The sequence below is a fragment of the Klebsiella sp. Shm-1 genome, from assembly GCF_040804525.1.
In the GTDB taxonomy this organism is placed as follows: Bacteria; Pseudomonadota; Gammaproteobacteria; order Enterobacterales; family Enterobacteriaceae; genus Klebsiella; species Klebsiella pneumoniae.
Genome location: NZ_CP161823.1, coordinates 2,066,457 through 2,091,620 on the forward strand (window position 1 = coordinate 2,066,457; position 25,164 = coordinate 2,091,620).

General features: G+C 59.6%; 23 protein-coding genes and 1 other RNA gene. 12 read left to right on the forward strand and 12 right to left on the reverse strand.

Annotated features, from left to right (window positions below):
• Positions 1–18: 18 nt before the first annotated feature.
• Positions 19–126: antisense sRNA RprA (gene rprA / locus AB1E37_RS10040), an RNA gene on the reverse strand.
• Positions 127–314: 188 nt separating this feature from the next.
• Positions 315–1,427 carry an AI-2E family transporter YdiK gene (ydiK, locus tag AB1E37_RS10045; protein ID WP_020805190.1) on the reverse strand — a complete coding sequence of 371 codons (1,113 nt, stop codon included), beginning with the start codon at positions 1,425–1,427 and terminating at the stop codon, positions 315–317.
• Between the two features lie 218 nt (positions 1,428–1,645).
• Here ydiK and AB1E37_RS10050 point away from each other — a divergent pair, with 218 nt between their 5' ends.
• The 3 genes from AB1E37_RS10050 (at position 1,646) to AB1E37_RS10060 (ending at position 5,562) form a co-directional block, all read left to right on the forward strand.
• Positions 1,646–4,702 carry an FAD-binding and (Fe-S)-binding domain-containing protein gene (locus tag AB1E37_RS10050; RefSeq protein WP_032447658.1) on the forward strand — a complete coding sequence of 1,019 codons (3,057 nt, stop codon included), beginning with the start codon at positions 1,646–1,648 and terminating at the stop codon, positions 4,700–4,702.
• A complete protein-coding gene (gene menI / locus AB1E37_RS10055) occupies positions 4,699–5,109 on the forward strand; it encodes a 1,4-dihydroxy-2-naphthoyl-CoA hydrolase (protein WP_002909015.1) in 411 nt (136 codons plus the stop codon). Before AB1E37_RS10050 ends, menI begins: the two co-directional genes overlap by 4 nt.
• 204 nt (positions 5,110–5,313) lie before the next feature.
• The gene (locus AB1E37_RS10060; RefSeq protein WP_002909014.1) at positions 5,314–5,562 is read left to right on the forward strand and encodes a GlsB/YeaQ/YmgE family stress response membrane protein; all 249 of its coding nucleotides are present in this window, start codon (positions 5,314–5,316) and stop codon (positions 5,560–5,562) included.
• Positions 5,563–5,659: 97 nt separating this feature from the next.
• Here AB1E37_RS10060 and AB1E37_RS10065 read toward each other — a convergent pair whose 3' ends face one another.
• The gene (locus AB1E37_RS10065) at positions 5,660–5,980 is read right to left on the reverse strand and encodes a hypothetical protein (RefSeq protein ID WP_004184563.1); all 321 of its coding nucleotides are present in this window, start codon (positions 5,978–5,980) and stop codon (positions 5,660–5,662) included.
• Positions 5,981–6,549: 569 nt separating this feature from the next.
• On the opposite strand from AB1E37_RS10065, the gene AB1E37_RS10070 reads away from it, so the two are divergent.
• Positions 6,550–7,530 carry a DUF1852 domain-containing protein gene (locus AB1E37_RS10070; protein WP_002909008.1) on the forward strand — a complete coding sequence of 327 codons (981 nt, stop codon included), beginning with the start codon at positions 6,550–6,552 and terminating at the stop codon, positions 7,528–7,530.
• Between the two features lie 23 nt (positions 7,531–7,553).
• On the forward strand, positions 7,554–8,585 hold the full coding sequence (locus AB1E37_RS10075) for a methionine synthase (RefSeq protein ID WP_002909005.1): 1,032 nt from the start codon (positions 7,554–7,556) through the stop codon (positions 8,583–8,585).
• A gap of 82 nt (positions 8,586–8,667) precedes the next feature.
• On the opposite strand, the gene AB1E37_RS10080 is transcribed toward AB1E37_RS10075, so the two are convergent.
• From AB1E37_RS10080 to AB1E37_RS10100, 5 genes are all read right to left on the reverse strand, one after another.
• Positions 8,668–9,855 (reverse strand): MFS transporter, encoded by a 1,188-nt coding sequence (locus tag AB1E37_RS10080; RefSeq protein ID WP_020317066.1) that lies wholly within the window; start codon positions 9,853–9,855, stop codon positions 8,668–8,670.
• A 56-nt stretch (positions 9,856–9,911) separates the two neighbouring features.
• On the reverse strand, positions 9,912–10,673 hold the full coding sequence (locus AB1E37_RS10085) for an ABC transporter ATP-binding protein (RefSeq protein ID WP_004212506.1): 762 nt from the start codon (positions 10,671–10,673) through the stop codon (positions 9,912–9,914).
• Positions 10,673–11,710, reverse strand: a complete 1,038-nt coding sequence (locus tag AB1E37_RS10090) for an iron ABC transporter permease (RefSeq protein WP_029884133.1) — start codon at positions 11,708–11,710, stop codon at positions 10,673–10,675. The genes AB1E37_RS10085 and AB1E37_RS10090 overlap by 1 nt, the downstream gene beginning before the upstream one ends.
• Positions 11,710–12,708 (reverse strand): ABC transporter substrate-binding protein, encoded by a 999-nt coding sequence (locus AB1E37_RS10095; protein ID WP_004200258.1) that lies wholly within the window; start codon positions 12,706–12,708, stop codon positions 11,710–11,712. The genes AB1E37_RS10090 and AB1E37_RS10095 overlap by 1 nt, the downstream gene beginning before the upstream one ends.
• A gap of 158 nt (positions 12,709–12,866) precedes the next feature.
• A complete protein-coding gene (locus AB1E37_RS10100) occupies positions 12,867–13,778 on the reverse strand; it encodes a LysR family transcriptional regulator (protein WP_004180365.1) in 912 nt (303 codons plus the stop codon).
• 96 nt (positions 13,779–13,874) lie between these two features.
• On the opposite strand from AB1E37_RS10100, the gene AB1E37_RS10105 reads away from it, so the two are divergent.
• The 4 genes from AB1E37_RS10105 (at position 13,875) to AB1E37_RS10120 (ending at position 19,853) form a co-directional block, all read left to right on the forward strand.
• The gene (locus tag AB1E37_RS10105) at positions 13,875–14,870 is read left to right on the forward strand and encodes an NAD-dependent epimerase/dehydratase family protein (protein ID WP_032447657.1); all 996 of its coding nucleotides are present in this window, start codon (positions 13,875–13,877) and stop codon (positions 14,868–14,870) included.
• A 173-nt stretch (positions 14,871–15,043) separates the two neighbouring features.
• Complete coding sequence (locus AB1E37_RS10110) at positions 15,044–15,580, forward strand: TetR/AcrR family transcriptional regulator (protein WP_162550527.1); 537 nt, start codon at positions 15,044–15,046, stop codon at positions 15,578–15,580.
• 74 nt (positions 15,581–15,654) lie between these two features.
• Complete coding sequence (locus AB1E37_RS10115) at positions 15,655–16,764, forward strand: efflux RND transporter periplasmic adaptor subunit (RefSeq protein WP_085855849.1); 1,110 nt, start codon at positions 15,655–15,657, stop codon at positions 16,762–16,764.
• A complete protein-coding gene (locus AB1E37_RS10120; protein ID WP_032447654.1) occupies positions 16,761–19,853 on the forward strand; it encodes an efflux RND transporter permease subunit in 3,093 nt (1,030 codons plus the stop codon). Before AB1E37_RS10115 ends, AB1E37_RS10120 begins: the two co-directional genes overlap by 4 nt.
• A gap of 55 nt (positions 19,854–19,908) precedes the next feature.
• Here AB1E37_RS10120 and lldD read toward each other — a convergent pair whose 3' ends face one another.
• From lldD to AB1E37_RS10140, 4 genes are all read right to left on the reverse strand, one after another.
• Complete coding sequence (gene lldD / locus AB1E37_RS10125) at positions 19,909–21,093, reverse strand: FMN-dependent L-lactate dehydrogenase LldD (RefSeq protein WP_029884129.1); 1,185 nt, start codon at positions 21,091–21,093, stop codon at positions 19,909–19,911.
• 254 nt (positions 21,094–21,347) lie between these two features.
• Positions 21,348–21,980 carry a TetR/AcrR family transcriptional regulator gene (locus AB1E37_RS10130; RefSeq protein ID WP_002908882.1) on the reverse strand — a complete coding sequence of 211 codons (633 nt, stop codon included), beginning with the start codon at positions 21,978–21,980 and terminating at the stop codon, positions 21,348–21,350.
• The gene (locus AB1E37_RS10135) at positions 21,977–22,372 is read right to left on the reverse strand and encodes a DoxX family protein (protein ID WP_032447652.1); all 396 of its coding nucleotides are present in this window, start codon (positions 22,370–22,372) and stop codon (positions 21,977–21,979) included. The genes AB1E37_RS10130 and AB1E37_RS10135 overlap by 4 nt, the downstream gene beginning before the upstream one ends.
• Before the next feature lie 100 nt (positions 22,373–22,472).
• A complete protein-coding gene (locus AB1E37_RS10140; protein WP_014343173.1) occupies positions 22,473–22,610 on the reverse strand; it encodes a hypothetical protein in 138 nt (45 codons plus the stop codon).
• Here AB1E37_RS10140 and AB1E37_RS10145 point away from each other — a divergent pair.
• The 3 genes from AB1E37_RS10145 to sufB all read left to right on the forward strand — a co-directional run bounded on the left by AB1E37_RS10145 (position 22,609) and on the right by sufB (position 25,157).
• On the forward strand, positions 22,609–22,806 hold the full coding sequence (locus tag AB1E37_RS10145; protein ID WP_002908880.1) for a hypothetical protein: 198 nt from the start codon (positions 22,609–22,611) through the stop codon (positions 22,804–22,806). The genes AB1E37_RS10140 and AB1E37_RS10145 overlap by 2 nt on opposite strands.
• Positions 22,807–23,289: 483 nt before the next feature.
• The gene (gene sufA / locus AB1E37_RS10150; protein ID WP_004143232.1) at positions 23,290–23,667 is read left to right on the forward strand and encodes a Fe-S cluster assembly scaffold SufA; all 378 of its coding nucleotides are present in this window, start codon (positions 23,290–23,292) and stop codon (positions 23,665–23,667) included.
• Between the two features lie 2 nt (positions 23,668–23,669).
• The gene (sufB, locus tag AB1E37_RS10155; protein ID WP_029884127.1) at positions 23,670–25,157 is read left to right on the forward strand and encodes a Fe-S cluster assembly protein SufB; all 1,488 of its coding nucleotides are present in this window, start codon (positions 23,670–23,672) and stop codon (positions 25,155–25,157) included.
• The last annotated feature ends 7 nt before the right edge of the window (positions 25,158–25,164 follow it).

A 25,164-nucleotide genomic window follows, 5' to 3' on the forward strand; every position in this document is an offset into this window, starting at 1 on the left:
GTGTCGTGATGCGCAGGGCAAAAAAAAAGCCCATCGTGGGAGATGGGCAAAGACTACACACAGCAATTCGTTGTTTCACTCAGGGGATTTCCATGCTTATAAATCAAGGTGTTGATTTATAACCGTGAGCTAATAGTAGGCAGCGGGGCCTTTGCCGTCGATCAGATTCCTCTCAATAGTTAAATTGTTGTGAAGGACCGGGGGAGGAAAGCGAGGTGAAGGGCGCGCGGGGCCAGCGCATTGCCGGCGATCAATAAATTTTGCTTAACAATATGCGGGCAAAGAAACAGGCGGGTCTCCCCGCCTGCCAGGCATTACTTGCGACCGGCGTCCAGCTCACTGAGCTCTTCAAGGACGACGTCAGGGTCTTTCGGCGGCGGCGGCACCTCATGCACCCAGGCGTCATACAGTCGCCAGGAGACGGCGAGCAGCACCGGACCGATAAACAGGCCGATCATGCCGAAGGCGATCAGGCCGCCAATGACGCCGGTGAGGATAAGGATCATTGGCAGGTCGGCGCCCATGCGGATGAGCACCGGACGAATAACGTTGTCCATGGTGCCGACTACGCAGCTCCAGACCAGCAGCACGGTGCCCCAGGTGGTGTCCCCGCTCCAGTAAAGCCAGATAATCGACGGCACCAAAACCAGTAAAGGGCCGAGCTGAACCAGACAGGTAAAGATCATCACCACGGTCAGCAGAGCGGCGTAGGGCACGCCGGAGACGGCAAGGCCAATCCCGCCCAGTACCGCCTGAGTGAGGGCAGTGACCACCACGCCCAGCGCCACGGCGCGCACGGCCTGGCCGGCCAGCAGCACCGCGGCGTCGCCGCGTTTGGCCGCGAGGCGCGTGGCGAAGTAGCGGAAACCATAGGCCACCTGCTCGCCGCGCCAGTAGAGCAGCGCGCTGAACAGCAGCATCAAACCGCAGTAGACCAGCAGCTTGCCGATGTGCGCCGCCTGACCGACAAACCAGCTGGTGGTGGTGCCAATATAGGGACGAACCTTGGCCATAATCGCCGAGCCGCCCATATCCAGCAGACCGTGCCAGGCGGAGTACAGTTTATCGCCGACCAGCGGTACGCTGTTGAGCCAGGCGAAATCCGGCAGCGTCACATTTCCGCTGCTGATGAGTTTGATCAGCGGAACGCTGTTATCCACCAGGCTGTTGACCAGCAGAGCGATAGGAATAACGAATAGCAGAAACAGCAACAGGGTCATCGCCAGCACCGCCAGCAGTCGTTTGCCGAACAGCACACGCTGCAGACGCAGCAGCACCGGCCAGGTGGCGATCACCACCGTACCGGCCCAGGCGAAGGACAGAATAAACGGCTGCACAACCCACAGGCAGGATATGATAATCAGGGCCAGGAACAGCACCGACAGCAGTATTTGCGGAATGTCCCGAGGCTGATGGGGATTAATCATAGAGAAATTTTACCTTTCCAGTCGCGCCAAACAGCTGGCGCCGCGTAAATCCATATACTGATAATAATATCAATAATTTTGCCGGGCTGATTTTGCACAGAAAACACGTGGGCGCATATGAAAAAAATGTGATAAAAAGTTCAATGCGCTACGCAAACGTTTAGTTAGCACCAACACAATATTTTCAAACACAACATAGTCAGGCAGGGTCAAGCGTGATGATCCCACAAATTTCTCAGGCGCCAGGGGTAGTTCAACTGGTGCTGAATTTTTTGCAGGTACTGGAGCAACAGGGTTTTACCGGCGATACCGCCACCAGCTATGCCGACAGGCTAACGATGGCCACCGACAACAGCGTCTATCAGCTGCTGCCGGATGCGGTCATTTTTCCTCGATCCACAGCGGACGTGGCGCTGCTGGCGCGCCTCGCCGCCGAACCGCGTTTTAAATCGCTGATTTTCACCCCGCGTGGCGGCGGCACCGGCACTAATGGCCAGGCGCTGAACGGCGGGATTATCGTTGATATGTCCCGCTATATGAACCGCATTATCGAAATCAACCCCGAAGAGGGCTGGGTGCGCGTTGAAGCCGGGGTCATCAAAGATCAGCTGAACCAGTTTCTTAAACCCTATGGTTACTTTTTTGCGCCTGAGCTATCCACCAGCAACCGCGCCACGCTGGGGGGGATGATTAACACCGACGCGTCCGGCCAGGGATCGCTGGTGTACGGCAAAACGTCGGATCACGTGCTCGGCCTGCGGGCGGTGCTGATGGGCGGGGATATCCTCGATACCCAGGCGGTGCCGGTGGCGCTGGCGGAGACGCTGGGCAATACCCCCTCGACGGTTGGCCGGATCTACAACACGGTCTACCAGCGCTGCAAGGCGCAGCGTGACCTGATCATTGATAAGTTTCCCAAACTCAACCGCTTCCTCACCGGATACGATCTGCGTCACGTCTTTAACGATGAGATGAGCGAGTTCGACCTGACCCGTATTTTAACCGGTTCGGAAGGGACGCTGGCGTTTATTACCGAAGCGCGGCTGGATATCACCCGCCTGCCGAAGGTGCGCCGTCTGGTCAACGTCAAATATGACTCCTTCGACTCTGCGCTGCGCAATGCGCCCTTTATGGTCGAAGCGAAAGCCCTGTCGGTGGAGACCGTCGATTCTAAAGTTCTCAATCTGGCGCGCGAGGATATCGTCTGGCACTCGGTAAGCGAACTGATCACCGACGTACCGGATAAAGAGATGCTCGGGCTCAATATCGTCGAATTCGCCGGCGATGACGCGGCGCTGATTGACCAGCAGGTTAATACCCTGTGCCAGCGGCTGGACGAGCTGATGGCCGCCAGCGAGGCGGGCGTCATTGGCTGGCAGGTCTGTCACGATCTTGAAGGCGTGGAGCGCATCTATGCCATGCGCAAGAAGGCCGTCGGCCTGTTGGGCAATGCCAAAGGCGCCGCCAAGCCTATTCCTTTCGCCGAGGACACCTGCGTACCGCCCGAACATCTGGCGGATTACATCGTCGAGTTCCGCGCGCTGCTCGACAGCCACGGCCTGAGCTATGGCATGTTTGGCCACGTTGATGCCGGGGTGCTGCACGTGCGCCCGGCGCTGGACATGTGCGATCCGCAGCAGGAGGTGCTGATGAAGCAGATCTCCGACGATGTGGTGGCGCTGACGGCGAAGTATGGCGGCCTGCTGTGGGGCGAACATGGCAAAGGGTTCCGCGCGGAGTACAGCCCGGCCTTCTTTGGCGAGACGCTGTATGCCGAGCTGCGCAAGATCAAAGCGGTCTTCGATCCCGATAACCGCCTGAATCCGGGTAAAATCTGTCCTCCGGAAGGTATCGACGCGCCGATGATGAAAGTCGATGCGGCGAAGCGCGGCACCTGGGATCGGCAGATCCCCATCGCGGTGCGCAGCAGCTGGCGTGGGGCGATGGAGTGTAATGGCAACGGGCTGTGCTTCAACTTTGACGTCAAGAGCCCGATGTGTCCGTCGATGAAAGTCAGCAACCAGCGCATCCACTCGCCGAAAGGGCGGGCGACGCTGGTGCGGGAATGGCTGCGCCTGCTGGCCGACCGCGGCGTCGATCCCAACCAGCTGGAGAAGGCGCTGCCGGAGCAGGGCGTCAGCCTGCGCTCGCTGGTCGCGCGCACGCGCAACAGCTGGCATGCGCGCAAAGGCGAATATGACTTCTCGCATGAGGTCAAAGAGGCGATGTCCGGCTGTCTGGCCTGTAAAGCCTGTTCGACCCAGTGCCCGATCAAAATCGATGTTCCCGAGTTCCGCTCGCGCTTCCTGCAGCTGTACCACAGCCGCTATCTGCGGCCGGTGCGCGATCATCTGGTGGCCTCGGTCGAATCTTATGCGCCGCTGATGGCGCAGGCGCCGAAGACCTTTAACTTTTTTATTAACCAGCCTTGGCTGAAAAAGCTGTCGGAGAAGCATATCGGGATGGTCGATCTGCCGCTGCTCTCGGCGCCGTCGCTGAAGCAGCAGATGGCCGGCCACCGTTCCGCCAATATGACCCTTGAGCAGCTCGAAGCGCTGAGCGCCGAGCAGAAAGCGAAGATGGTGCTGGTGGTGCAGGATCCCTTCACCAGCTACTACGACGCCCAGGTGGTGGCCGACTTTATCCGTCTGGTCGAGGCCTTAGGCTATCAGCCGGTGCTCCTGCCGTTCTCGCCGAACGGCAAGGCGCAGCATATCAAAGGCTTCCTCACCCGCTTCGCGCGCACCGCGCAGAAGACGGCGGACTTCCTCAACCGCGTGGCGCAGCTGGGCATGCCGCTGGTGGGCGTCGATCCGGCGCTGGTGCTCTGCTACCGCGATGAGTACAAGCAGACGCTCGGCGACAAGCGCGGCGATTTCCAGGTGCTGTTAGTCCATGAGTGGTTGCCGAAGGCCCTAACCAGCGACGCCCGTCCCGATCTGGGCGGTGAGCCCTGGTACCTGTTCGGTCACTGTACCGAAGTGACCGCGCTACCGGCGGCGACAAAGCAGTGGGCAGATATTTTTGCCCACTTCGGCGCGAAGCTGGAAAACGTCAGCGTTGGGTGTTGCGGGATGGCTGGCACCTATGGTCATGAAGTGAAAAACCACGCCAACTCGTTGGCCATTTACGCGCTCTCCTGGCAGCAGGCGATGCAGCGGCTGCCGCGAAACCGCTGTCTGGTGACGGGCTACTCCTGCCGCAGTCAGGTGAAGCGTATTGAAGGCAGCGGCGTTCGCCACCCGCTGCAGGCGTTACTGGAGATAATCGGATGATTTGGAAACGTCAGGCCACGCTGGAGCAGCTCAACCGGCTCGGTGAGGGGAACATGGTAGGGCTGCTCGATATTCGCTTTGAGACCGTTACCGACGATACGCTGGAGGCCACTATGCCGGTCGATAGCCGCACACAGCAGCCGTTTGGCCTGCTGCACGGCGGAGCGTCGGTGGTGCTGGCGGAGACCCTGGGGTCGGTGGCAGGCTATCTGTGCAGCGAAGGCGAACAAAAGGTGGTGGGGCTGGAGGTTAACGCCAACCACATCCGTTCGGCGCGCGGGGGCCGGGTGCGCGGCGTCTGCAAAGCGCTGCACGTCGGGACGCGCCATCAGGTCTGGCAAATTGAAATCTTCGACGAACAGTCGCGGTTATGTTGTTCATCACGACTAACCACCGCGGTAATATAAGCCGCATGGCGGGAGGCGAATAGCCTCCCTTTTTTTAAGGTAATAAGCGAGAGCCGGCCTGCCAGAGCCAGAGAGGTTGTCACAAGATCAGCCGCGCGTCGGCAGGGAATTATCTAATATTTATATTATTACCGATCCACTCTCGTTATTTATGCTACTCTTTTCAATACTAAATGCTTAAAGGTAACAAGAGGACGGCTAACCATGGGTATTCTTTCCTGGATCATTTTTGGACTTATTGCCGGTATTTTAGCCAAGTGGATTATGCCGGGAAAAGATGGCGGCGGATTTATCGTGACCGTTATTTTGGGGATCATCGGCGCCGTGGTCGGCGGCTGGATCAGTACCCTGTTTGGTTTTGGCAAGGTCGATGGGTTTAATTTCGGCAGCTTCGTGGTAGCGGTTATCGGTGCGCTGGTGGTACTGTTTATCTACCGGAAAGTGCGTAGCTAATTTTCAGCTGCTCAGCTGTAAATAAGTACATAAAAGCTGCCGCGATATGCGGCAGCTTTTTTATTGCTGACAGATGACAGCGTAGATCTCCTTTGGGCTATTGTCTGTCGGTTCCCTCGCCAACCGGCACCACCTCAACGTGCACTTCGTAGTGTTTCGCCTGGCCGGCGGGGATCAGCGCGGTCAGTTTGTTAATGGTTTCCGCTGGCGTATCGGTTGCTACCGTGGCTGAAAACAGCACCGGTCTGTGCGGCGGAAGCTGCGGCGGGAACGGCGGCAGGGGGCCACGATCCCTCTCCATCGGCGGGCGGACTCCGTTATCGACGACAGGCGCCGGGACGTCGGTTTTATCAGCCGCAAAGGCGCTGGCGGCGGTAACGGTGGCGATAGCGAACAGGGCAAGCAGAGCTTTTTTCATCCGGGATTCCTCAATAAGCAAGTCCCAAAAGAGTAGAGGGTGCCGGCAGGCGGAACAATCCCAGGCGGCGCGAATCCTCTGAATCTTCTTTTTTCCTCGCGAATGTGGAGGTCAGATGAGAGCGAGTGTCATTGCGTTCGGGAGCCTCTTAATTCAGCAGTACGCTCATAATCAGCAGTACGGCCATGCACATCGACATAATACTGATATCAACAATCATTCTGTACGACAAAAGCTCCAGCTAAACGGGTACGGCGGGCAGGTAAAAGCCCATCTTATAGTGGTTAAAGAGTGTACCCTGCCTACATCCATTGAACAAACGTTTATTGACTAATATTGTCGGCCTGCGTCGGCCATCGGCCACCGCCTGGAGCAACATGAGGATGGCTCATGTTGCATTGAATTTAAGTCGCTTTCCCTCCAGCGCTGACTCTGGCAAAAATAGGTTCATTAACGAATCAACAACATTTACCGGTTGAAGCGCGCCCGGCCTGACTCCGCGTCGCCAGGCTGGTGGAGAGTATTCCGCCGGGTTCGCTTTATGCCCGCCATCAGGATGGACAATCGCCATGAATAATAAATTTACCTATACGATTAAGCGCACCCGGTTTGATGAAAACTATAACCCTGCGGAAAATACGCGTATTACCACCAACTTCGCTAATTTAGCCAGAGGGGTGAACCGTGAGGAAAATCTGCGCAATACGTTAATCATGATGAATAACCGTTTTAATAGCCTGGCCCACTGGGATAATCCCCATAACGATCGCTATGCGGTGGAACTGGATATTATTTCTGTCGAGATGAATATTGCTCAGGATAGCGCCAGCTTCCCGGTGATTGAGATCCTGCAAACGCATATTGTCGATAAAAAGAGCGGGGAGCGTCATGCCGGTATCGTCGGCAATAACTTCTCCTCCTATGTGCGGGATTACGATTTTAGCGTACTGCTTCTGGAACATAATAAGGACCAGAGTCGCTTCAGCGTACCGGAAAACTTTGGCGAGCTGCACGGCAATATCTTTAAGGATTTTGTGCAATCCAGCGCCTGGCGCGCCAACTTCAGCAAGGCGCCGGTGATTTGCCTGAGCGTCTCCAGTAAAGATGTTTACCATCGCACCGGTAACGAACATCCGGTCCTCGGCATTGAATATGCTCAGGAAGGCGTCTCGCTGACCGAGCGTTATTTCAGCAAAATGGGGCTGCAGGTACGCTATTTTATGCCAAAAAACAGCGTCGCGCCGTTGGCCTTTTATTTTACCGGCGATCTGCTCAGCGATTACACCAGCCTGGAACTGATCGCCACCATCAGCACGATGGAGACGTTTCAGAAAATATATCGCCCGGAGATCTACAATGCCAACTCCCCGGCGGGGCAATACTATCAGCCCAATCTCAGCCACCTGGATCATTCATTAACAAAAATCGTCTATGACCGGGAAGAGCGCAGCCTGTTGGCGATTGAGCAGGGGAAATTTACACAACAACATTTTATCAACCCGCACAAGACGTTGCTTGAGCAATGGTCTGCTAATTTCGCGCTTTGCTAAACCCATATAAAAGGCTAATGACTATGAAAACATGGCTTCCGACATCGACCGCCGGCAGTTTACCGAAACCTTCCTGGCTGGCGCAGCCAGAGACCCTGTGGTCGCCCTGGAAACTGTCCAGCGAAGAATTACTGGCCGGCAAGCGCGACGCCTTGCGGTTATCCCTCGACGACCAGCTGCGGGCCGGGATCGATATTGTCAGCGACGGCGAGCAAACGCGGCAGCACTTTGTCACCACCTTCATCGAGCACCTCAGCGGGGTGGATTTTGCCAAACGCGAGATCGTGAAAATTCGTAACCGCTATGAGGCCAGTGTTCCAACGGTGGTGGGCGCCGTGGAGCGCCAGAAACCGGTCTTCGTGGAGGACGCTCGCTATCTGCGGCAGCTCACCAGTCAGCCGATCAAATGGGCGCTTCCGGGCCCGATGACCATGATCGACACGCTGTATGACAACCACTACAAAAGCCGGGAAAAGCTGGCCTGGGAATTTGCCAAAATCCTCAATCAGGAAGCGAAAGAGTTAGAGGCTGCGGGGGTTGATATTATTCAGTTCGATGAGCCGGCCTTTAACGTCTTCTTCGATGAGGTCAACGACTGGGGGATCGCCGCCTTAGAACGAGCCACCGAAGGGCTGAAGTGTGAGACAGCGGTGCATATCTGCTACGGCTATGGCATCAAGGCCAATACCGACTGGAAAAAGACGCTGGGCTCCGAGTGGCGACAGTATGAAGAGGCTTTCCCGCAGCTGCAGAAATCGTCCCTTGATATTATCTCTCTCGAGTGCCACAACTCGCGCGTGCCGATGGATCTGCTGGAGTTGATCCGCGGTAAAAAGGTGATGGTCGGGGCGATCGATGTCGCCAGCCATGCGATCGAAACCCCGGAAGAGGTGGCTGGAACCCTGCGCAAGGCGCTGGCGTTCGTCGATGCCGACAAACTCTACCCGTCCACCAACTGCGGTATGGCGCCGCTGCCGCGCCATGTCGCGACCGGCAAACTGCACGCCCTGAGCGCCGGCGCCGAGATTATTCGTCGCGAGCTGGCGGCAAAGTAAGGCGGGGCGCGCCCGTTATCTTCCCCAGGCGGTGTACTTTATCGTCGGTTCACTTCCAGAGCGGGCTGTTACCCGCTCTGCGTCATGTTGCCGCCAGCGGGCGACAGATCGCCCGCAGGGCGACGGCGCTGCACAGCGGAAACAGCGCCAGCAGAAGCCAGGGATAAACCGCCTGCGGCGACGGAATGAGCGCCTGGTCAAGTAAATGACCGAGCAGTAAATTCCCGGCTAACACCGCGCACCCTCCTGCGGTGGCGAGCGCTCCGTAGTGGGCGCCCAGCGTCGACTCCTCGGCGAACAGCGGGATCAGATCCTTGGCTGCGGGCACTAACAGCATCTGGCCGAGGGTGAGCAGCGTGACAAAACCAGCCGCCGGCATTAACCGCAGCCAACCTTCGGCGGGTGGGGCGGCGGCGAATAACGCCACGCTGGCAAAGGAAGCCGACAGCAGCAGAAAGCCCACCGGCAGGATGCGCACGGCGCCCATTCGCCGGGCGAAGCGGGCGAGAGGGAGCTGGAGGGTGATAATCAACAGCGAGGCCAGCATAAAGAGCGGCGCCAGATCCTGCTCGCGGCCGCCGGAACGTTGGATCTCCACCGGCAGGGCGAGGTACAGTTGGTTGTAGCTCAACAGCCATGAGCTGTAGGCGAGAATAAACGCGACAAAGCGCGGCTGGCGCAAAGGCGTCCACCATGGGACTCGTCTGCGCGTTGTTGTCGTGTGCCCGTCGGCGGGCAGACAGAAAAAGAGCACCGCCAGCGCCAGAAGAAATATTCCCGCGCCGGCGAGGGCGATATGCCGAAAGCCGATCCCGCTCAGCACGCCTCCGGCCACCGGGCCGATCACCGCTCCCAGTTCACCGCATACCGCAAACAGCGCAAACCACTCGGCGCGGCTGCGTTTCCCGTTGGCCTGGCTGAGGGTGCCGGCCCGCGCCAGCAGGGCCTCTATCGACGGGGAGAACAGGGCGCCGCCGACGCCGGTCAGGCAGGCGCCGAGGATAATGGGCCACAGCGACGCCCCGCACGCCAGCAGGAGAAAACCGGCGACGCGAACGACGCAGCCGGCGAGAATGATCGCCTTAGCGCCATAGCGGTCGGCCAGCGTCCCGCCGAGGATAAACATGCCCTGTTGGGAGAAGGTACGCAGCCCGAGAATCAGGCCGATAAGTCCGCCTGAGAGCAGCATGTCGTCGCGCAGGAAGAGGGCGAGGAAAGGAACGACCGCGTAAAAGCCAATATTAAAAACGAACTGGCTTCCCAGTAACACCGGAGGCCAGAGGGTTGCCGCAGGGCGCAGGGAGAAAAGAGGCATATCCGCCCAACCTAAACGATGAAATGAATGTGCTTTTTGCCGTGGTAAGGGGAGATCTCGATTTTGGTTTTCACCCGGAAAACGTCCCACAGCAGCGCTTCGGACAAAATCTCCTCCGGCGTCCCGCTGGCGAGGATCTGCCCCTGCTGCATCACGATCAGCGAATCGCAGAACATCGCGGCATGGTTAAGATCGTGAATGGCCACAATGCTGGTTACCGGCAGCTCGCTGATCAACTGCATTAACTGCATCTGATGGTGTATATCCAGATGGTTGGTCGGCTCATCCAGCAGGATTTCGCTCGGGCTCTGCGCCAGCGCGCGGGCGATATGCACCCGCTGCCGCTCGCCGCCGGAGAGGCTTAACCATCCCTGTTCGCTTTTCTCCAGCATCGCTACCCGCTGCAGCGCGGCGGCAATCGCCTCGTCATCCTGAGCGCTCCAGTTTGAGAACGGAGAGTGGTGGGGAATGCGTCCCAGGCGCACGACGTCGCGCACCCGCATATTGGCCTCGGTCATGCCGTGTTGCTCGACGAAAGCCACGCGGCGGGCGAGCTGCTTTTTCGCCATCCGGGCGATATCCTGGCCGTCGAGGGTGACGCGACCTGCATCCGGGCGGCGCAGGCCCGCCAGAACGCGCAGCAGCGAGGATTTGCCGCAGCCGTTGGGCCCCAGCAGTCCGACCGTTTCGCCGCGCGGCACCCGCAGCGAGACATTATTGACGATGACCTTTTTGCCTGCCTTCCAGGTGATATTTTCAGCGCAAATACTCATCACTTATTCCTTGAGCGGTAGATAATCACGGCAAAGAAAGGCACCCCAACCAGGGCGGTTACTACCCCAACGGGCAGACTTTGCGGGGCAATCAGCAGGCGCGACGCAATGTCCGCCAGTACCATCAATATCGCCCCTGCCAGCGCGCTGGCGATCAGCAACGTTCGGTGCAGCGGGCCAAAGAAGAAACGCATCACGTGGGGCACCACCAGGCCAACAAAGCCGATTGAGCCGGCCATGCTGACGATGGTGGCGGTGATCAGCGCCGCAGTGGTGAAGAGGAGCAGGCGCACGCGCGGCACAGCAATCCCCAGCGAGGCGGCGGCATCGTCGCCGAAGGTGAACGCGTCCAGCGCCCGGGCATACCACAGGCAGACCGCCAGACCCGCGAGCACCACCACGATGACCAACTGGAATTCGGGCCAGCGGACGCCGCTGAAGCTGCCCAGCAGCCAGAACATCACATCGCGCGCCTGCTGCGCGCTGGCGGAGGTGCTGATGGTATAGGCCGTGATGGCGTTAAATAACTGCGAGGCGGCGACGCCCGCAAGAATCGTACGCTCATTGCCGCCGCGCGCGCCGTTAGTCAGCAAGGCGACAAAGGCGAAGGCGGCGAAGGCCCCGGCAAAGGCGCCTGCCGAGAGGGAAATTGCGCCAGCGCCAAGGCCCAGCACCACGATCGACACCGCACCGGTGGAGGCCCCGGCGGAGACGCCGAGGACGTAGGGTTCCGCGAGGGCATTCTTCAGCAGGCTTTGCAGCACGACGCCGCAGATAGCGAGGCCTGCGCCGCAGCAGGCGGCGACCAGCGCGCGGCTGAGGCGGAAATCCCAGATAACGCTCTCATAGATACGGTTGAGCGGCTCAGCGGTTAAGCCGGTTCTGTTGCTGATAGCGTAAAAGACATTCTGCAGCGGGATGGCCAGCTCGCCAACGCTGACGCCAACAGCGATCACCAGCGCCAGCACGATCGCTGCCAGTACACACCAGCCGGTGAGCAGTATGCTGCGGCGCGTCTCAATCGCGGCGACGCTCATCAGTTCAGCCCCATTTTTCTCAGCTGCTCGCCCACCTGTTCCGCGCCGTAAAGCGTGCGAATGGTCGGATTCATCGCCTGACCGTCCATGACCACGATATGGCCTTTTTTCACCGCCTCCAGCTGGCTGACGGCGGGATCGCTTTTGAGGAATTTGATCTTCTCCTCGGCCTTATCCAGCGCCCAGCGGTTACGATCCAGGCTGGCGACCACGATCACATCCGGGTTGGCGGCAATAATGCTCTCCCAGCTCACCGTGGGCCACTCGGTTTCGGAGGTGATCGCATTATGTCCGCCCAGCACGCTGGCGATAAATCCGGAGGCGCTGTTTTTGCCGCCGACATAGGCATCGGCCGAAGGTGAGGCGCTGGAGAACCAGAAGACGAAGGAGAGATCCTTTTTGCTTTTACCAAACTCCTGGCGCAGGTCGGCTTCACGTTTTTTGAAATCGGCAATCAGCGCCTGACCACGATCTTCGACGTTGAAAATGCGGGCGAAATCGCTAATCTCCTGATACAGCCAGGTCATATCCCACAGCTTTTGCCGGCTGCCGTACATATCGCCGGTGGCCTTTTTAGTGGCGCACATCCCCGGTGAAACGTAGCTGTTCACGCCGACGGTGGCGAGATCTTCACGCCTGGCGACTTTGCTTTCCGGCCCCAGCAGCAGCGGCAACTGGGCGGGAACGAAATCAGGATTTTGCGCCAGCACCGATTCCAGGCTCGGAATTTCCACCGTCAAGGTTTTAATCTTCGCGTTTTGCTCAGCCAGCTGCGGTAAAACGCTGGTCGGCCAGAAGGCGCTGGCGACCACCTGCTTTTGCAGCCCGAGCAGCAGTAGAATTTCGACCGTATTTTGCCCCAGCGCGACCACGCGCTCCGGCGGCCGGGTGAAGGTCTCCTGATAGCCGCAGTTTTCAATCGTCAGGGGGTAGGTTGTTGCCAGCGCGGAACTGACGGCGGTGAACATCAAGCCTAACGCGCAAAGGACCTTCTTCATTAAACGCTATCCTTGTAAACAGGCGAGTGGATGACCAGCAAATGGGAGTAATGCAAATGAAACTCATTATTGGGGCGGGGTTTTATACAATGCCATATTTACAGTGTCAATGAGTGACTATTTCCGCAGGCAATGAAATGCCCGCGCGATGGGGTGGGTCAGCTCGCCAGTGGGCCACGAATATACGCCTGCAACCCCTGGGCGAGAAAATCAAATACCCGCTTGCAGGCAGGGCTGTGGCGCAGATCCTCATGCATTACCAGCCAGGTATCAAGATACAGAGAAAAGTCGGCCGCCAGCACTCGCTGCAGGGGAATAATGCCATCCGCAAGAGGCGCCTGGCAGATGCCGATCCCCGCTCCGGCGCGGATCAGGCTCAACTGGGCGAGGTCGCTATCGGTCCGCATCGCGAACGCCTCGCGCTGAAAGCGGGGGTAAGCCTGCAGCGCCCGGCGCACGAGAGGGGTGGCGCTATCAAAACCAATTAGCGCGTGGCTGGCCAGATCGTCGAGGGTCGCGGGCAGGCCCTGGCGCGTCAGGTAGGCGGCGGTGGCATGTAACCCAAGCTCGATCCTGCCGAGACGGCGGGCGATAAGCTGCTCCTGCTGCGGGGCGACCATCCGCACCGCAATATCCGCCTCCCGGTGAAGCAGATCCTGAAACCGATTGGAGAGCATCAGTTCGATGACGATATTCGGGCACGCCTGCCTGAGCCGGGCAACCAGCGGCGGCAGCACCTCGGCGCCGACCACCTCGCTGGCGGCCACCCGCACCACGCCACGCAGCTCGGCTCTGTCGCGACTGAAGTTAGCCGCGGTGCGTTCCAGCGCCCGGGCGGTATTGTCCATCGCCTCGGCGTGCACCCGCAGCGCCAGCGCCGCGTCGGTCGCCAGCAGGCCGGTTTGCGAGCGGGTAAATAAGGCCTGGCCGAGGGCGTTTTCCAGCCCGGCAATATGGCGCCCCGCCGTCGGCTGAGTGATGTTCAGGGTACGCGATGCGCCCGATAAAGAGCCTTCCTGCAGGACGGCGAGAAAGGTTCGGTACCACTCCCAGGGAATAGAGGTATTCATACAAATATGTATAGCCGCTCGACGATGGTATGCAATTTCATTTGATATGAGCCACAGGTAGGCTGTCAAGCATCCATTAGCGAACGGGGAAAGAGGATGAACAGCAGCGGCAAGGTACTTATTCTGGGAGCAAGCGGGGGCATCGGTGGGGAAGTGGCGCGCCGGCTGGTGGCAGACAACTGGCAGGTTCGGGCGCTGAAGCGCGGCGCTCAGATTTGCGGTCCCGCAGATGGCATGCAGTGGATAGCCGGCGACGCGCTGGATGGCGGCCAGGTCGCGGCGGCGGCTGCCGGTTGCGACGTCATCGTCCATGCGGTGAATCCGCCGGGCTACCGGCACTGGCGGCAACAGGTACTGCCTATGCTGCGCAACACCCTGCAGGCCGCCGAACGGCAGCGGGCGCTTGTAGTCCTGCCCGGCACGGTCTACAACTATGGACCGGATGCCTTTCCGCTGATTGCTGAAGAGGCCGCACAACAGCCGGTGACCCGCAAAGGCGCCATCCGGGTGGCGATGGAGCTGGCGCTGAAGGATTACGTGCAGCGCGGCGGCCGGGCGTTGATTGTTCGGGCGGGCGATTTTTTTGGTCCACGCGCCGGAAATAACTGGTTTTCGCAGGGGCTGGTCAAGCCTGGTCAGCTTCCCCGCATCATTAGCTACCCGGGGGCGATCGGCGTGGGGCATCAGTGGGCCTGGCTGCCCGACGTGGCCGCCACCATCGCCGCGCTGCTGGCCCGCAGGCATGAGCTTGAGCCGTTCGCCCGCTTTCATATGCAGGGCCACTGGGACCCGGACGGCAGCGAAATGAGTCAGGCGATCCAGCGGGTGGTCGCCCGCTATGGCGGCAGGGCGGTAGTGAAGTCCTTTCCCTGGTGGCTGGTAAAGCTGGCGGCGCCCTTCAACGCCACCCTGCGCGAAATGGTCGAGATGCACTATCTCTGGCGTCTGCCGGTACGCCTGCGCAACGATAAACTGGTTGATTTTTTAGGCGCGGAACCGCATACCCCGCTCGACAGCGCGGTGTATCAGACGCTGCAAGGCCTGGGTTGTCTGCCCGCCGGCGCGATAAACCAAGAGGCGGGTGAGGCGTAACGCGGCAAGAGGATCACAGAGCGGGGCGTTATTGTGACCAAATCATAATAACGTCACTCGTTGTCAAACGATAGCGATCGCATTAAGCTAAACGGATGACGAAAAATACCCCCACCCCTGCAAGCCGTGGTCCCCATGACCACAGCGTTCGGGACCAGATTCTTGACGCGGCCATGGCGCACTTTAGTCGCTATGGCTATGAGAAAACGACGGTCACCGATCTCGCCAAAGCGATAGGCTTTTCCAAAGCCTATATCTATAAATTCTTTGACTCCAAGCAGGCGATTGGCGAGGCGATTTGCGCCAGCCGGCTGGAGAAGATCATGGTGGCCGTCAGCGCGGCCATCGCCGATGCGCCGTCCGCCAGCGAGAAACTGCGCCGCCTGTTCCGGGCGCTGACCGAGGCCGGCAGTGAACTGTTTTTCGAGGATCGCAAACTGTACGACATCGCCGCCGTCGCGGCGCGCGATAAATGGCCTTCAACGGAACAGTATGCCGGTCATCTGCAGCAGCTGATTGGTCAAGTCCTTGTCGAAGGCCGCCAGGCGGGTGAGTTCGAGCGCAAAACCCCGCTGGATGAAGCGACCCTGGCGGTGTATATGGTGATGTGTCCTTTCATCAATCCGGTGCAGTTGCAATACAATCTCGACACCGCGCCCACCGCGGCGGTGCTGCTTGCCTCCCTGATCCTGAGAAGTCTCTCCCCCTGATTAGTGACTATTGACTTTATTGGTCACTAGTCTGAGAATGCGGTCACCATCCGGTCTTTTCATTAAGGTGACCCATGCTCAGGCTCAACGCCGTCCATCTTGCCGTCTGCCTCCTGCCGCTGGCCCTCGCGGGCTGCGGCGAACCTGCCGATCATGACGACCCCCGCATCCGGCCGCGGCTGGTCCGGGTGGCGACCGTCGAGCGCGCGGAGGCCGGCTCGCGGGCCTTTACCGGCGTGGTAGTGGCCCGAACCCAAAGCGACCTCGGCTTCAGGGTGGCGGGAAAAGTGCTTGAACGGCGGGTGGAAACCGGGCAGAGCGTCAAGCGCGGTCAGCTGCTGCTGCGCCTGGATCCGGCTGATCTAGCCTTGCAGGCGCAGTCCCAACAGCGGGCCGTAGATGCCGCGCGGGCGCGAGCCAAAAAGGCGGCCAACGATCTGGCCCGCTATCGCGGCCTGGTGGCGAGCGGCGCCATCTCTGCCGCGGAATTCGACCAGATTAACGCGACAGCAGAGGCGGCGAGAGCCGACCTCAGCGCGGCCCAGGCGCAGGCCAATGTGGCGCAAAACGCCACCGGCTATGCCGGACTGCTGGCGGATGCTGACGGCGTGGTGGTGGAAACCCTCGCTGAGCCGGGGCAGGTGGTCAGCGCCGGGCAGGTGGTGATCCGCCTGGCGCGGGCGGGGCAGCGCGAAGCGCGGGTGCAACTGCCGGAGACGCTGCGCCCGGCGGTCGGCAGCGAGGCGCTGGCGACACGCTATGGCAGCGAATCTCAGCCGGTCACGGCGACCCTGCGCCTGCTTTCGGACGCGGCTGACGCCACCACCCGCACCTTTGAAGCGCGCTATGTGCTGAACGGCGCGCTGGCGAATGCCCCGCTGGGGTCTACCGTGACCCTGCGCATCGGCAACGACCAGGCGCCAGGCCAGGTGCTGGCGGTGCCCCTGGCGTCGGTCTACGATCCGGGTAACGGCCCTGGCGTCTGGCGCATTGCCTCTCGTCCGGCCACCGTCTCCTGGCAACCGGTAACTGTGCTCGGCCTGGATGATGAAACCGCGCGGGTGACCGGCCCGCTGAAGCCCGGCGAGCCGATCGTCGCCCTGGGCGCCCATCTTCTGCGCCAGGGCGAGGCGGTGCGTCTGGCGGAACGACGCGAGCATAATGCCGCCGGGAGCCAGCCATGAGCGCCGGGCGTTTTAATCTCTCCGCGCTGGCCGTCCGCGAGCGGTCGGTGACCCTGTTTTTGATTATCCTTATCTCCGTCGCCGGGCTGGTGGCGTTCTTCGGACTCGGGCGAGCGGAAGATCCGCCCTTTACGGTCAAGCAAATGACGGTCATTACCGTCTGGCCCGGCGCCACCGCGCAGGAGATGCAGGATCAGGTCGCCGAGCCGCTGGAAAAACGACTCCAGGAGCTAAAGTGGTACGATCGCACGGAGACCTATACCCGCCCTGGCATAGCGTTGATCACCCTGTCGCTGCAGGATCAGACCCCGCCTTCCGAGGTGCCGGAGCAGTTTTATCAGGCGCGCAAAAAGCTCGGGGATGAGGCGAAAAACCTGCCTGCCGGCGTCTCCGGCCCGATGATGAATGACGAATTCGCCGATGTCACCTTTGCCCTCTTTGCTCTGAAAGCGCGGGGAGAGCCGCCGCGGCAGCTGGTGCGTGACGCTGAAGCCCTGCGCCAGCAGCTGCTGCATGTATCCGGGGTGAAAAAAGTGAATATCCTCGGCGAACAGGCGGAGCGCATTTATCTCTCGTTTTCTCATGATCGTCTCGCCACCCTGGGCCTTTCGCCAGAGGCGATTTTTGCCGCGCTGAACAGCCAGAATGTGCTGACCGCCGCCGGGGCTATCGAGACCCGGGGCGGGCAGATCTTTATCCGCCTCGATGGGGCGTTTGACCGCCTGCAGCAGATCCGCGACACGCCGATTATTGCCGGGGGCAGAACGCTGAAACTGGCCGATGTCGCCACGGTTGAGCGGGGGTACGAAGATCCCGCCACCTTCCTGATCCGCCATCAGGGCGAACCGGCGCTGCTGCTGGGGGTGGTGATGCGCGAGGGCTGGAATGGTCTGGCGCTGGGGAAAGCGCTGGATGCCGAAACGGCCAGCATCAATCAGAGCCTGCCGCTCGGCATGTCGTTGACCAAGGTGACCGATCAGTCGGTGAATATCAGCGCCGCGGTCGATGAGTTCATGATCAAATTCTTTGTCGCCCTGCTGGTGGTGATGACGGTGTGCTTTGTCAGCATGGGGTGGCGCGTGGGCGTGGTGGTCGCGGCGGCGGTGCCTTTAACCCTCGCCGTGGTGTTTGTGGTGATGGAGGCGACCGGCAAAAACTTCGACCGCATCACTCTCGGCTCGCTGATCCTCGCCCTGGGGCTGCTGGTGGATGATGCCATCATTGCCATCGAAATGATGGTGGTAAAAATGGAGGAGGGGTATGACCGCCTCAAAGCCTCGGCCTATGCCTGGAGCCATACCGCCGCGCCCATGCTGGCCGGTACCCTGGTGACGGCCGTGGGCTTTATGCCCAATGGATTTGCGCAGTCCACCGCCGGGGAGTACGCCAGCAATGTGTTCTGGATCGTCGGTATCGCGCTGATTGCCTCCTGGATTGTGGCGGTGATTTTTACCCCCTGGCTGGGGGTGCACCTGTTGCCGGACAGAAAGCCCGCGGCGGCCGGCCACGCCGCGCTGTATGACACCCCGCGCTATCAGCGCTTCCGTCGGCTGCTGACCCGGGTTATCGCCCGCAAATGGCGCGTGGCCGCCGGGGTGGTGGCGCTGTTTATCGTGGCGTCCCTGGGCATGAGCGTGGTGAAAAAGCAGTTTTTCCCCACCTCCGATCGTCCGGAAGTGCTGGTTGAAGTGCAGCTGCCTTACGGGTCGTCGATTAGCCAGACCAGCGCCGCGGCGGCGAAAATTGAGCACTGGCTGCAGCGGCAGCCGGAGGCGAAGATTGTCACCAGCTATATCGGCCAGGGCGCGCCGCGCTTTTACCTGGCGATGGCTCCGGAATTGCCCGATCCCTCCTTCGCCAAACTGGTGGTGTTGACCGACGGGCAGGGTGCCCGCGAGGCGCTCAAGCGGCGGCTGCGGGAGGCGGTGGCCAATGGCCTGGCGCCGGAGGCGCGGGTGCGCGTCACTCAGCTGGTGTTTGGCCCTTATTCGCCTTATCCGGTCGCCTGGCGGGTGATGGGGCCGGATCCGCACGCTCTGCTCGACATCGCCGAGCGGGTTAAATCGGTGCTGCAGGCCAGTCCGCTGATGCGCACCGTCAATACCGACTGGGGTTCGCGGGTACCGGTGATGCATTTCAGCCTCAATCAGGACCGGCTGCAGGCGAGCGGACTCAGCTCCCAGTCCGTCGCCCAGCAGCTGCAGTTCCTGCTGTCAGGGATCCCGATCACCACCGTCCGGGAAGATATTCGCGCCGTGCAGGTGATCGGCCGCGCGGCGGGCGACATCCGTCTGGATCCGGCGAAAATCGCCGACTTCACCCTGGTGGGCAGCGGCGGGCAGCGGGTTCCCTTGTCACAGATTGGCGACGTGTCGATCAGGATGGAGGACCCGCTGCTTCGCCGTCGCGACCGCACGCCGACCATCACCGTCCGCGGAGATGTTGCGGAGAACCTGCAGCCGCCGGATGTCTCCACCGCGCTGATGAAGCCGCTGCAGCCCATTATCGACTCGCTGCCGCCTGGCTATCGCATCGAGACGGCGGGGTCGATTGAGGAATCCGGCAAGGCCACCCGGGCGATGGTGCCGTTATTTCCGATAATGATCGCCCTCACGCTGCTGATCATTATCCTGCAGGTGCGTTCGCTGTCGGCGATGGTCATGGTTTTCCTGACCGCGCCGCTGGGGCTGATTGGCGTGGTCCCGACGCTGCTGCTGTTCAATCAGCCGTTTGGCATCAATGCCCTGGTGGGCCTGATCGCCCTGTCGGGGATCCTGATGCGCAATACGCTGATCCTGATTGGCCAAATCCATCATAACCAACAGGCGGGGCTCGATCCGTTCCACGCGGTGGTGGAGGCGACGGTGCAGCGCGCCCGCCCGGTTCTGCTGACGGCGCTGGCGGCGATCCTGGCGTTCATTCCTCTCACCCAGTCGGTCTTCTGGGGAACGCTCGCCTATACGCTGATTGGCGGGACGCTGGGAGGAACCATCATGACCCTTATCTTCCTGCCGGCCATGTACGCGATCTGGTTCCGCATCCGCCCGGCGAACACGGTACAACAGACAGAGTTGCACCTTCAGAGGTAATTCCACTTTGCCGGACCTGGGCGAGGCACATGGCCAGGCCAGGTCCCGGGCAGCGTCAGGCGGGTAAGGATACCGGCACCGCATGAGTGCGGTATTGATCCTGTTCGAGGCGATCAAGGCAATCGAGGCTGATGGCCGATGGCGAGGTCGCGCCGGTGAGGGTCATGGTAACCTTCATATCCTCGGCAAATAAGCGCAGCAGATGCGCCACGCCCGCTTCGCCCGACGCGGCCAGGGCATAAATATAGGCCCGACCGAGCAGCACGCCTTTCGCGCCGAGGGCCAGCAGACGTATAACGTCCACGCCGGAGCGCACCCCGGAATCGGCAAGCACTGTCAGATCGTCGCCGACCGCATCCACCACCCTGGGCAGCGCCCGGGCGGTGGGGATGGCGCCATCGAGCTGTCTGCCGCCATGATTTGACACCACAATACCATCGGCGCCCAGCCGCACGGCATTGCGCGCATCGTCGGCATCGAGGATCCCTTTGATGATTAATTTTCCTTGCCAGCTGTCGCGGATCCACTCCAGATCGTGCCAGGCGATGGACGGGTCGAAGTTGTTGCTGATGAACCCCATATAGTCGTCCATGGTCATTTTGTGGCCGGTGTAGGCTTCGATATTACCAAACGACAGGGGTCTGCCCGCCAGCCCGACGTTCATCGCCCAGCGCGGATGGGTGCAAGCCTGGAGATATTGTCGCAGGGTGGCGTGCGGCCCGGACATCCCTGAGCGGTTATCGCGATACCGCGAGCCGGGGATTGGCATATCGACGGTAAATACCAGGGTTTTCATGCCAGCGGCCCAGGCGCGCTCCAGCGCGTTACGCATATAGCCGCGATCTTTCAGTACGTACAGCTGGGACCAGAGCGCGCCGCTGGCGTGGCTCGCCACCTCTTCAATCGAGCAGACCGACACGGTGGATAAGGTGTACGGGATCCCGGCGCGGGAGGCGGCGCGGGCCGCCTGGACTTCGCCGCGGCGGGCGTACATCCCGGTGGCGCCGACGGGCCCCAGCGCCACGGGCATCGCCCATGGGGCATCAAGGATCGTGGTCGCCAGCGTCGGTTCGCCGGCCCCGCACAGTACGCGCTGGCGAAGAGCTACCGAGGCAAGCTCGGCGGCGTTGGCGTTCATGGTGTTTTCCGCCACCGCGCCACCGTCAATATAATCGAAAAGGAAGCGGGGCAGACGACGACGAGCGGCTTCGCGATAATCGCTGGGGGCTGAAACAATCATTATTATGTCCTTATGTTTTTTAACCTTAGTGGATGTTCTGCAGGTAAAAAAACTATAGGCCTCTAAAAACCGGCGAGGAAATGAAATATTAGCATTCCCACTATTCCCTCATGGAATAATCTGCGTTGCACTCTGTGGTTGTTATTTTCTTTTAATGCTAACCGGTAAGGACATTATTTTTTGCGCCGGGCGCGGATTGGGCACAATAAATCAGCCTTACGCCAGGCCACAGCACTGAAAAGGGGAAGGAGGGATCAGCCCGGCGCCAGGGAATACGCGCGCAGAAAGACGTCCAGGGCGCGCTCAACCCGCTGTTTGATTTCGTCGTCGGACAGCGGAGGTCTTGCGCCAAGTTTTATCGCCAGGCTGGTCATTCCCAGCCATAAACCGGCCAGTTCGTCGGCAGCCTCCTGCGGATCGCAGGCTCGTAAAGTACCGGCTTCGATCGCCTCGGCGATGATCGCTTCCAGCATCTGCTGCGCGCGCCCCGGCCCGGCGGCGTAAAAGCGGCCGGGGAGATCGGGGTGACGCACGGCAGCCGAGGCGATCAGTCGGTCCCAGCCGGTCAGTTCCCGCTGGTTGATAAAGCGGACAAAGCGATAGCCAAACGCCGTCAGCACCTCGATCAGCGGCAGATGATGGCGCTGGGCGAAATCATGGTCGCTGATGGTGAGATCCGATTCCTGGCGTAAGACCGCCTCTATCAGATGTTCTTTATCGCTGAAATTGGCATACAGGGTGGCTTTCGCCACCCCGGCTACGCGGGCGATTTCGGCCGTTGTCACCTCCAGGCCCTGTTCCAGAAACAGCTTACGGGCGGCCTGAAGTATCGCCTGCGTTTTCAATGGATCTTTTGGCCGACCTTTCTGACGAGGGGTTTCGCTCATCGCCGATAGCCTGCAAACAGCGCGCTCATAATTAATCCTCCGACCACGGTAATGTGTTCAAGCGCAATATGGAATTCCTCAGTGCGCCGGAGTTCACTGAAGGCCCAGAAGGCGTGTCCCAGCGGAATAGTGAGTAATGTAAACACAATCAGCATCACCGATCCAATCCAGCCGTAGCCGGCAGGATTAAAAACGATCAGCGCCGAACCCGCCAGCTGGCAAAAAATCGTGCCCGCCGCGAACAAGACCGGCCACGGCAGGCCGACGGTCACCATCTCCTGAACGATCTCCGCGAAATGAAAGACGCCGTAGATGCCTGCCATCCAGAAGAAGAAGGTCACCAGGACGCGAGAGAGACAAAGGGTGGTGAAAAATAAGGTCGAATTAGGCATAAGATTTTACGCAATTGATAATTAACAGACCAGTGAGTCTAAAAAATAATTTCAAGACTCACAAGTATGTTAATTGTTCATTAGTGTTATGCCATTGCAATCAGCCGCTTAGTTTGTTTTTCTCCTGCCAGGTGCCCTGCCGCAGGCTTTGCGTCAGACGTAAAGAAGGTGAATTTGAAATTGAGCAGATGGTATCTTTTGCTAGCCTTTCTGAGGAGGACAGACGGAGCGACACCATGAAAGATAAAGATGAACAAACGGCATTGATTGGCATGGCCATTGGCGCGGCGGTCATTAGCTTAGTGGCTACACAAAAGCAGATTAATCAGGGGAGTATCGTGGATGAACTGGTGAGGCTGGGCAGACAGAAGGGGGACGGGGTAGAGGATGAGGTCTTTGTCCAGGCCGCCCGGCTGGTGAGTAAAGGCACCTAGCCAGCCGGTATCCCGCCTGGCAGCCCCGTTTGCCCGTTTTATTTTGGTTTTTATTTCCCGAACGCGGCCAGGCGAGCGGCGCTTATTCCTTTCCTGAAGCGTTACCGGCAGGCGCTTTCACTACCCGCTTTTTTCTAGCGTATGGCCGGGGTTGCGCCCCGCGCTGGCATGGTCTTTCTGTTACGTTGTCACTTTATGCTCGCCTGCAACGGATAACCAACAAGGTGGTCTGCCGCTATTGCATAAATCGGTATTTTCGATACATCTTTGCCATTGCGTGCGGAGATAGAATGATTTCAAAATAACATATTATAAATCAATCAATTAAGTTCTCTTTGCACGCCCTGATAATCCCCGGGCGAGGGTCTATGCTTATAAAAAGCGCTAAATGAGGCAATACCCCTGCTGCAGAAGGGTTGAAGTGATAATCATTATCACTAACATGGCGGTATGCCTTGATGGCGCCAACCTGGAGGTCTATCGATGGAAGTACAAGCAGGAACTTTTAATCCCGCCGATTTCAGCTGGCAGGGACTGACCATGACGCCGGCCGCTGCCGCGCATATCCGCGATCTGATGCGCAAGCAGCCGGATAAGAAAGGGCTGCGGCTGGGCATTAAAACCAGCGGCTGCGCCGGTTTTGGCTATGTGCTCGAAATGATTGCCGAGCCGGCGCCCGACGATCTGCTCTTTGAATCTGACGGGGCGAAGCTGTTTGCGCCGCTGCAGGCGATGCCGTTCATCGACGGCACCGAGCTGGATTATGTCCGGGAAGGTTTAAATGAAATCTTTAAATTTCATAACCCGAAAGCGCAGCATGAGTGCGGCTGCGGCGAAAGTTTTGGGGTGCAGGCGGAGTAACTATGTCGCGTAATACTGAAGCAACTGACGATGTCAAAACCTGGACCGGCGGCCCGCTCAACTACAAAGAGGGCTTTTTTACTCGCCTGCAAACCGATGAGCTGGCCAAAGGCATTAATGAAGAAGTCGTTCGGGCTATCTCGGCTCGCCGCAATGAGCCGCAGTGGATGTTGGAGTTTCGTCTGAATGCCTACCGGGCGTGGCTGGAAATGGAGGAGCCGCACTGGCTGAAAGCGCATTACGATAAGCTGAATTATCAGGATTACAGCTACTATTCCGCGCCCTCCTGCGGCAACTGCGATGAGACCTGCGCCTCCGAGCCTGGCGCGGTGCAGCAGACCGGGGCCAATACCTTTCTGACCAGCGAGGTGGAAGAAGCCTTTAACCAGCTTGGCGTGCCGGTACACGAAGGGCGCGAGGTGGCGGTGGACGCGATATTTGACTCGGTGTCGGTGGCGACCACCTACCGAGAAAAGCTGGCCGAGCAGGGGATCATCTTCTGTTCTTTCGGCGAGGCGATCCACGACCATCCGGAACTGGTGAAAAAGTATCTGGGCACCGTAGTGCCGGGGAATGACAACTTCTTTGCCGCGCTGAACGCCGCAGTGGCTTCGGACGGCACCTTTATCTATGTGCCGAAGGGCGTCCGCTGCCCGATGGAGCTGTCGACCTATTTCCGCATCAACGCCGAAAAGACCGGGCAGTTTGAACGCACCATTCTGGTGGCCGATGAAGGCAGCTACGTCAGCTATATTGAAGGCTGCTCGGCGCCGGTGCGCGACAGCTATCAGCTGCATGCCGCGGTCGTTGAGGTCATCATCCATAAAGACGCGGAAGTGAAATACTCCACGGTGCAGAACTGGTTCCCCGGCGATAACAACACCGGCGGGATCCTCAACTTCGTCACCAAGCGCGCCCTGTGCGAAGGGGAGAACAGCAAAATGTCATGGACCCAGTCGGAAACCGGCTCGGCCATCACCTGGAAATACCCCAGCTGCATCCTGCGCGGCGATAACTCGATCGGCGAATTCTTTTCGGTGGCGCTGACCAGCGGCCATCAGCAGGCGGACACCGGCACCAAAATGATCCATATCGGCAAGAACACCCGCTCGACCATCATCTCGAAAGGGATCTCCGCCGGACACAGTCAGAACAGCTATCGCGGGCTGGTCAAAATCATGCCGACCGCCACCAACGCCCGCAACTATACCCAGTGCGATTCGATGCTGATCGGCCCGGACTGCGGGGCGCATACCTTCCCGTATGTAGAATGCCGCAACAATAGCGCCCAGCTGGAGCACGAGGCGACCACCTCGCGGATTGGCGAAGATCAATTGTTCTACTGCCTGCAGCGCGGGATCAGCGAAGACGATGCCATCTCGATGATCGTCAACGGTTTCTGTAAAGACGTCTTCTCCGAGCTGCCGCTGGAGTTCGCTGTAGAGGCGCAAAAATTGCTGGCCATTAGCCTTGAACATAGCGTCGGCTGATAATTAA